Below are 8,160 nucleotides of genomic sequence, written 5' to 3'. Positions count from 1 at the left end.
CTGCTTCAAAGCCTGAATTTGCCTGACGTGACTCATGAAATGACTTCTTCTTGATCAGTCGGCGGCTGGACCAGCAATTTATACCAGGGCCAGCGGTCGATGATTCGGAACGTACCGTAACCGGTGCAAGGCCACCAGCACCGCTATAGATGGCCAAGAATCGTTGCGATGTAGGCCGCAAGTAGGACGTAGCCGATCATATAAACAAGCGTGTAGGGCCACCTCGTCATTTCCCTCTGACTGACTGGAAGTCCGCGGCGTCCGCGGCCGCTAGCCCGTACCATCCGCAAATCTGCCGCTCGAATCCGGTAGAGGAAAAGCGACGCTAGAAATAGTGCTGCCGCGGCGAATCCCAACACGGGAATTCCCACGAATCCCGTGGCTAGGGGAAGCGTAGCCGCGATAAGGCAAAGCAAGGCAATGCAGACGACGTTGATGATTCCGAGCAGGTTGTCCATTCTTGAGTTTCGTTTCAGCGGAGCCCTGTACCTCCCCCAGTAGGCAATGGACCATCCGGCTAGGACAACGAAGACACCGATCAGCAGCCTGCTCATTGGCAAAAATTCCTCGAATAGCTGTATGCGGTCATGCATCCTCCAGTCGCTTCATCAGCCCTGCGTCGTGGGTCATCACAAAGTCGAACGAGTCATGGATGTCCTGCCTTCGCCCGGCCCTTCGCAATACCAGTTCAGCGCCCTGCAACAGCAAGGCCGACTTGGAGATGTGCTGCTCGGCTGCCAGGGCGTCGAGCCGCTGGTCCATCTCGTCCGGGATCCTCAGGTTCATGTCCATACTCGATGGTACTGAGGCGGTATCGAATCATGAAGTAGTCAATCCTGAACCGTCCATGGCCCCGCCCATAGCCCGGGGGATACCCTGAGAACCAGACATGTCGCCGGTTGGCGGGACGATTGGGGAAAAGCATTGGGAACGAACGCGCCGCCGCAAAGAAATGTGGCGATATTTTTGGACATGGAGAACCTGCGGGGCGGTGTTCCCGGCAATGTGGCCGGTGTCCACATCGGCGAGTTCGTCCGCGGAATTGAGCAGGCCGTCCGCGTTGGTGGCCTCGGGTCAAAAACGGCACTTGTTCGGGCCTACGCGAACTGGGGCAGGCCTGAAATGCAGGCCTACAGCCATGAATTGCTGGAGCACGGCATCGAGCCCGTCCAGATATTCTCCTTTGACAAGAACATCAAAAATGCCGCGGACATCGAACTCTGCGTCGACGTCCTGGCCGTGGCTCATGACTCGCCGTGGATCGAGGTGTTCGTCATCGCCAGCGGAGACGGCGGCTTTGTTCCGCTCATCAGGCGCCTCCACCACCTCAACAAATATGTCATCGTGGCGTCGACCAACCTCCCTGGCGCCGGAATCGTCAACGCCCTCCTCAAGTCGGTAGCCGACGAGTACCACCAGATCCCCATCACCGGGCCCGCCGCTGCGGTTTCGCCGGTGGCCACGGCACCTACTACAAGCACGACGGCGAAAAGCCTCGTGGCCGCCAAGAAACCCCAGCAGGGGAAGAAGAAAAAGAAGCCAGTGGTCGCGCCAATCCCCAAGACGGTGCACACAGTGGCACCGCCACTGCTTGTCCGTGTTTCATCCCGCGATGAATACCTGGCGGCAGTTCGTGGGCTCTTCGCTGACGGCGACCTGGGGCGGGCGGTCATTGCGGGTCGATCCGAAGGCAAGAAACTCAGCTTCGTCGGCACCGCCCTCAAGGATTCCATTGAGGGCTTTTCGAAGGAGGAAGCGGGATTTCCCTACCTTCAGTTGGTTCTTCTGCATGCGTTGGGAACAACCGACTATCGACTCGTGAACCTTGGTGAAAAAGTTCTCGCTGTTGTCCACGCCGACCATGTGGATGCGACGATGACGGTTGTCCCAAGTACCGGGCGTGAACCTCCCGTTACAAATGGCGCGGGTGCATAGAGGGGCATCGTGAAGAAGTTAGTGGGCCTCATTCTGGTTGCGGTCATCGTAGTCTTCGGGGCCGGTGTCGCGTCGATAATGGCCGTTTGGTCTGCCGAGAACAAGGTGACCGACGACTTTGTCGCGCGAGTCAACCGGTTTGCCATTCCCCCTAGCTGGACGCAACTATCGGAAATCGTTCGCGGGGAGCAATTTTTGTGCATGTCCACCAATCCCTGTCCCAGCATGAGCCGCCGATGGAGCACGGACATTGAGTTCACCCCGTCTGACTTGCTCGCCATTGCGTTCCCGGCCGGCATCACGCTGAAAGTTGACAGCACTTGCCAGCGACAGATCAATGTTGGCGGAGTCACGCCCGTCTGTACAGGCACAGGGAACGATGGCAAATACGTCTACTATTTGACCGCGGTCAGCCCCGGCGTGGGTGAAAAGCAGGAGCTTGTCTTGAACGTCGAGCCGTTGCAGTAGCTTCTCCGGTAGGCCTGCCGCGCGTCGATGTCTGGCGCGTCGACTCAAATGTGGACTCAAATGTCGTGAGGAGTTAATATCTTAGGAAACGAAAAAACGAAAAAAACGAACGCGTTTACGAAGGTGATTTTCGATGGGCAACGCCACATCAACGAGAGAGACATTCTTCGCTCCGGAGCCTGCGGACGCGAGGGATTTCTACAACTTCATCGAGGCCCAGGACTCCGGACATGGTGGTGGGGAGGGTTTTGTAGTTCGTTGAGTTGCCGCTGTTTCTCATGTGGCCTGGGCTGTTAATTTCATCCCTGTTGTGAGATAATAAGGGTGTGATGATTTTGTGTGTGGGTGGGTGAAACAATGGTTTCAATGACCTCCCAAACCGTTCTGCCCGTGCTGCCGGATCTGGGCGCCGTTCTTCTGGGCGAGCGTGCAGCCCTGTTGGAAGATGCAACGGGCGGCAAGGTCTTCATCAATGGGCAGCTGGCCTATGTGTGGGGGCCGGGCCAGGACGGGCTGCGGCGGTTGGCGGCCTCACAACTTGTTGATACCGGTGCTGCCCAGGTCAACGAGGTCGCGGCTGGGTTCGGTGTGAACACGGAGTCGTTGCGGCGCTGGCGCAAGGCCCTGGAAGGTGCTGGCCTGATGGGATTGGCGCCGGTAAAGAAGGGCCCCAAGCGCCCGTCGCTGCTGACGGAGGCGAAGGCGGCAGAGATTAGGGCTGTTCGTGCCGGTGGTGTGAGCCTGCGTGCCACTGCCGAAGCGACCGGGGTTTCCACTGACACGGTCCGGCGCGCCCTGGCCATGGCCGCCACCACGGGAGCACCGCCCGTCCCTTCCCACCACGACGCCGCGGCACGCCGTGAACCGGCAGAACTGCCCGTCCTGCCGGTGCCGGCGGCCCGCGGCGGGGAGCGGGCCGCGGCACGGGCCGGTCTGCTTGCGTGCGCGGCCCCGGTGTTTGCCCCGGCCGCCCACATCCGCCATGCCGGGCTGTTCCTGGCCTTCCCGGCACTGGAAACCACCGGCCTGCTGGGCTGCGCTAAAGCCACCTACGGTTCCTTGCCTGACGGGTTTTACGGGCTCGACACGATCCTGGTCGATGCGGTGCTGCGGGCGTTGGCCGGGGAAGCCCGTGCCGAGGGAGCCACCCGCTTCGACCCGGTCGAGCTGGGGAGGGTGTTGGGATTGGACCGCGCCCCGGAAGTGAAAACGATCCGCCGGAAGATCAGCCAGCTCGCGCAGGCCGCCAAGGCCCAAGATTTGATGGCCTCCCTGGCCAAACACCACCTGGATGCCACGGGCCCGGGCGGGGAGGACCTGGCCGCGGTCCTCTATGTTGACGGGCATGTGCGCGCCTATCAGGGAGGCAGGAAGATCGGGAAGATCTACTCGACCCGGTTGAAGTTCCCCGTCCCGGCGACCGAGGAAACCTGGGTCACCGACACCCACGGCTCACCCGTCTTCGTCGTCATGGCCGAACCCGCAGCGTCCCTCGCTTCCGAGCTGCGCCGCCTCCTGCCGGAACTGCGCGCAGCGGTGGGTGACGGGAGGCGCGTGTTGGTCGGTTTCGATAGGGGCGGCTGGTCGCCGGACCTGTTCAAACACATGGCAGAACGAGGTTTCGACGTGCTGACCTGGCGCAAAGGCGCCAGCAAAGACATCAAGGTGGATCTCTTCAAAGAGGTCTCCCACACTGACGGGCACGGGGAGGAGCGGAAGTGGTCGGTTGCTGACACGGTCGTTGACCTGCCCCTGGCCGCGACGAAGACGACCGGGGAAGTCTTTCCGATTCGGCAGCTCAGCCGCATCGTCGCCGCGACCGGTGGCGGCACACGGCAAATCCACATCCTCACCACCGAGACGGACATGAGTGCCGGGGAGGTGGTGTACCGGATGGGGTCGCGGTGGCGGCAGGAAAACCAGTTCCGCTACGCCCGCATGCACTTCGACCTCGATTCCCACGACAGCTATGCCAGCACCGGTGATGATGTGGACAGGATGGTGAAGAACCCGGCGAAGGCCAAGGCCTACCAGCTCGTTGTCGCGGCCCGTGCCCGGCATGCGGAAGCCGCCGCCGTGGCCGATGCGAACCTGCTGGCGTTGAAAACCCCGGACGAGGGCGCCGGTGAAATCATGGTCACCAGTGCCATGCACAACCACGTCATGGCACCGGTATGGGACGCAGAAAACGTGCTGGTCGCTGCTGAGAAGAACCACAAGAAGATCCCTGCGAAGCTGCGCCTCGGCGAGCTGAACCCCGGCCAGCAAGTCCTGGACACCGAGGTGAAACTGATCCACCACGGCATCCGCATGGCCGCCTACAACACCGCGATGACCATAGCGAGGGAGATCCGCACCAACACCGGATACAGGCGGGCCGGACAGGAAGCCCACGCCCTCGCGCGCCAGGCCTTCAACCAGACCGGCGACATCGACACCAGCCAGCCCGGCCACCTGACGATCACCCTCGATCCGCTACCCACCCCTGCCAAAACAGCAGCCATCAAGGAGCTCTGCGACCACCTCACAGCCACCAAAACCCGCTACCCAGGCACCAACCTGACACTCCGCTACAAAATCAAGAACCACGCCTAACAACCCACAGCAATTACCTCACCACGTCCGGAGCCCTGAGGCCCATGCCGAGGCAAACACATCCCGCCGTGGTCCGCTGTTCGTTCTCTCGGGGGCCGAGGCGGCTGATCGGGTTGAGATTCCATCCGAAATCTTTGAGGTCTTGGTCAAGGCTGCGGATGCCATGTGTCACGGCATGGCTGTGACGGTCACGCCGCGTTCAAATACCCTGACAACGCAGCAAGCGGCAGAACTCCTGGGGGTGACTCGACCAACGCTGGTCCGTTTTCTTGACGCAGGTCGAATTCCGTTCGAGAAGCCCGGGACGCATCGACGGGTCAAGCTTGAAGACATTCTTGCATTTAAGGAGATCCGCAAGGTGGAGCAATATGCGGCGCTTGCCTCCCTTGGTGCACCGGATGATGAGGATCCACACAGTGCACTCCAAAGAATGAAGAAGGCGCACTCAGTGGCGGGCCGCCGTCGGCGACAAGCCGGCCGCCAGCGGGGCGTCGGCGGTCGAGGTGCTGGCCAAGCCTGATCGCAGATCCGTGTGATGTTTCTGCACCAAATTGATAAGCGGCTTGGCGCTGCCCTCTTTGTAAAACCCTTCCTGGCGCCGGTAATCGCAGCTTCAGCGCACAGGGCTCGAATTGAACGATATTGTATCGTTTTTGCGGGCAATCAGCCCTTCAATCTCGTTAGAAAGCGCAACGCGGCCTCCAGGGGCAAAGGAGAATGCTGCGGTCTGGCCGGTAAAATTGTCGCTAGTTAGACGGCGGTTCTCAGCCGCATTCCAATCGCTCAGATCTTGGTACACATCCAAGGCGACGCGATGCGTGACCAATGCACCTACGGCGTGGGCATACCTGCGGATAGTCGACAATTTGGGGTCATTGCCTGGATGTTCGAAGGCAGCCACCGTCGCCTGAGATATGCCCAGTCGATCGGCGACGTCTTGTTGGGTGATGTTTTGCGCTTTTCTTAGCATGATCAAACTTGCCACGAATTCCAAGTCGTTCGACGCCAGCAGCTCGGCCCGCTGCATGGAGCGAGACTCGGGGTCAATCCCGTGTCGAGCCTTCAGCCTTTCAGTCATATCGCTCATAGATTCAAGTCTATAATCACGGCTATCAGGGGTCAACACATTTTGCGTGACAGCTGTGGCCTACCAGTCTGGGATCGCCCAGCCATTCGCGGGTTCTTCCAGCGTGGTAACGATTTGCTGCCTTCGACATTTGCTGGTTTTGGCGCATCCTGATCTGGGCTTCTGAGCCGGTGACATCTTTGAAGTGTGCCTTGAGCCCCAACAGGAGTTTCGGAAAATCTTGAGGCTCGGCGTAGTAGATCCTGAACGGTTGGCTGCCGAACGTGAAACGAATTTCCCAAATCTCTGGGTCCACATTCACAGGTTTATGCTCTTTGAGCGGTGAGAGCTCACCGTGCTCGGCCCTATCAACCAAAGCGCCCACTTCGGCCAGTCGAAGTTCAACCTCATACATCGTCAGGGTTGGGTCTGCGACGATTTCATCGATTTCGTCATCAAGCTGATTGACGCCGTGCTCACATCTATAGTCATCCCATTCATACGGACCGGGAGGCGTGGTGGCGCGGGCGGCTTCTTCGCGCGAAACCCGTCTCATTGCGATGCCGGTGAACTCTGAATTGGTAGCAACAAGTCGTTCATGATGCTGATCCTAGTCAAGGGAGCGACAGGTCGATAGGCCACGCAGCATACAAGGCAATCCAACCCCTTTACCCAACCGTGACGGTGTCGTTGCGGCATCCTGACACGGACCGCGCAGGGCATGCCGTAAAATTGTGGACTAAGCCGTGCCTGACACGCGCCGTCACCGTGGAATTACTCCACCGAATTGGGAGCATGCATGCCTAGTCTGGACCAGCCCAAGAAGCCTCGCAGGGCCTTGAAGGTCACTTTGGTCGCCGTCATTGCGCTGGCTATTGCGGGCGGCGGCGTCGGTGCTGCCACCGCCAAGGACTGGATGCCCACGGCGGCCGCCAAGAACCAGGCCGCGCCCACGCAGCAGCAACCCACGGCAACGCCAAGCGCCACCCCAACACCCACGGCACCCCCAGTCAGCCTCGCCGTGTCGCCCAAGACCGGCGCCACGTTCTACAACCCGGCGGAGCCCGTCTCGGCAACGGCGCAGAACGGCACCGTCTACAGCGCCATCCTGAAGGAAACGGACACCGGCGCCACCACGGACGGCGAATTAACAGCCGGTGGCACCAAGTGGACCAGCACCGCGCCCCTGAACTTCAACACCAACTACACCTTCGACGTCACCACCAAGGACGCCGACGGCAAAATGACCACCACGGTGAGCACCTTCACCACGGTGCCGCCGTCGAACGAGGCAGACCTGGTCATGTTCCCGCAGGGCGGGTCCAAGGTGGGAGTCGCCCAGCCCATCCAGTTCACCTTCAGCGAGCCGGTCACCAACAAGGAAGCCGTGGAGAAGGCCATCTCCATCACCGCCTCCTCCGGCCAGAAGGGCGCCTTCCGCTGGTACTCGGACACCCTGCTGCGTTACCGTGCCGCGGACTTCTGGGCCGCCAACAGCACCATCAAGGTGGACATGACGCTGTTTGGCGTTGACTTCGGCAACGGCCAGATCGGCAACTTCAACAAGACCAACGTGGTCCAGATCGGCAACAAGGTGGAGATGGTGGCGGACGCCGTCAACCACCAGGCCAGCATCTACATCAACGGCGCGCTGGTCAAGCAGTACCCGGTGACCATGGGCGACGAGCGCTTCCCCTCCGCCTCCGGCTACCTCGTCATCCTGGCGGACAAGCAGCGCTACGCAACCTTCGTGGCCTCCACCATCGGCCTCAAGCCCGGCGACCCGGCGGACTACGGCAAGGTGGACGTCCAGTACGCCACCCGCCTCACGCCCAGCGGCGAGTTCATCCACCAGGCCACGGACAACGCGCTGTCCTACCTGGGCACCGGCAACATCTCCCACGGCTGCATCGGCATGTCGCACGAAGGCGCCGGCTGGGTGTTCAACAACATGACCACCGGCGACCTCGTCAAGGTGGTGGGCAGCCCCAATGAAACCATCGCCCCCACCGACGGCTTCGGCGACTGGAACATCCCCTTCAACCAGTACGCACACCGGTAACGTTCCCCCGGACCGCGGAGTCCATGACGTAGGC

At 60.8% G+C, this 8,160-nt stretch carries 9 protein-coding genes; 5 read left to right on the top strand and 4 right to left on the bottom strand.

Annotation, left to right across the window (positions count from 1 at the left end):
- Positions 1–143: 143 nt before the first annotated feature.
- On the bottom strand, positions 144–554 hold the full coding sequence (locus LPN03_RS14425; protein WP_262454769.1) for a hypothetical protein: 411 nt from the start codon (positions 552–554) through the stop codon (positions 144–146).
- A 31-nt stretch (positions 555–585) separates the two neighbouring features.
- A complete protein-coding gene (locus LPN03_RS14420) occupies positions 586–786 on the bottom strand; it encodes a ribbon-helix-helix protein, CopG family (RefSeq protein WP_262454768.1) in 201 nt (66 codons plus the stop codon).
- A 168-nt stretch (positions 787–954) separates the two neighbouring features.
- On the opposite strand from LPN03_RS14420, the gene LPN03_RS14415 reads away from it, so the two are divergent.
- From LPN03_RS14415 to LPN03_RS14400, 4 genes are all read left to right on the top strand, one after another.
- Positions 955–1,935 carry an NYN domain-containing protein gene (locus LPN03_RS14415; RefSeq protein ID WP_262454772.1) on the top strand — a complete coding sequence of 327 codons (981 nt, stop codon included), beginning with the start codon at positions 955–957 and terminating at the stop codon, positions 1,933–1,935.
- A 9-nt stretch (positions 1,936–1,944) separates the two neighbouring features.
- Positions 1,945–2,403, top strand: a complete 459-nt coding sequence (locus LPN03_RS14410; RefSeq protein WP_165181809.1) for a hypothetical protein — start codon at positions 1,945–1,947, stop codon at positions 2,401–2,403.
- Positions 2,404–2,769: 366 nt separating this feature from the next.
- On the top strand, positions 2,770–4,998 hold the full coding sequence (locus LPN03_RS14405) for a putative transposase (RefSeq protein WP_262454767.1): 2,229 nt from the start codon (positions 2,770–2,772) through the stop codon (positions 4,996–4,998).
- A gap of 142 nt (positions 4,999–5,140) precedes the next feature.
- Positions 5,141–5,518 carry a helix-turn-helix domain-containing protein gene (locus LPN03_RS14400; RefSeq protein ID WP_262454766.1) on the top strand — a complete coding sequence of 126 codons (378 nt, stop codon included), beginning with the start codon at positions 5,141–5,143 and terminating at the stop codon, positions 5,516–5,518.
- Positions 5,519–5,611: 93 nt separating this feature from the next.
- Here the strand turns inward: LPN03_RS14400 and LPN03_RS14395 are convergent, their stop codons facing one another.
- Both LPN03_RS14395 and LPN03_RS14390 read right to left on the bottom strand, forming a co-directional pair.
- Positions 5,612–6,085 (bottom strand): helix-turn-helix domain-containing protein, encoded by a 474-nt coding sequence (locus tag LPN03_RS14395; RefSeq protein ID WP_262454765.1) that lies wholly within the window; start codon positions 6,083–6,085, stop codon positions 5,612–5,614.
- A 25-nt stretch (positions 6,086–6,110) separates the two neighbouring features.
- Positions 6,111–6,620, bottom strand: a complete 510-nt coding sequence (locus LPN03_RS14390) for a type II toxin-antitoxin system RelE/ParE family toxin (protein ID WP_262454764.1) — start codon at positions 6,618–6,620, stop codon at positions 6,111–6,113.
- Between the two features lie 243 nt (positions 6,621–6,863).
- Here LPN03_RS14390 and LPN03_RS14385 point away from each other — a divergent pair, with 243 nt between their 5' ends.
- Complete coding sequence (locus tag LPN03_RS14385) at positions 6,864–8,126, top strand: Ig-like domain-containing protein (protein WP_262454763.1); 1,263 nt, start codon at positions 6,864–6,866, stop codon at positions 8,124–8,126.
- Positions 8,127–8,160 lie beyond the last annotated feature (34 nt).

The organism is Arthrobacter sp. A2-55 (assembly GCF_025548615.1).
In the GTDB taxonomy this organism is placed as follows: Bacteria; Actinomycetota; Actinomycetes; order Actinomycetales; family Micrococcaceae; genus Specibacter; species Specibacter silviterrae.
Note: the sequence above shows the minus strand (reverse complement) of the source record. Positions and strands in the feature narration are given on the sequence as shown.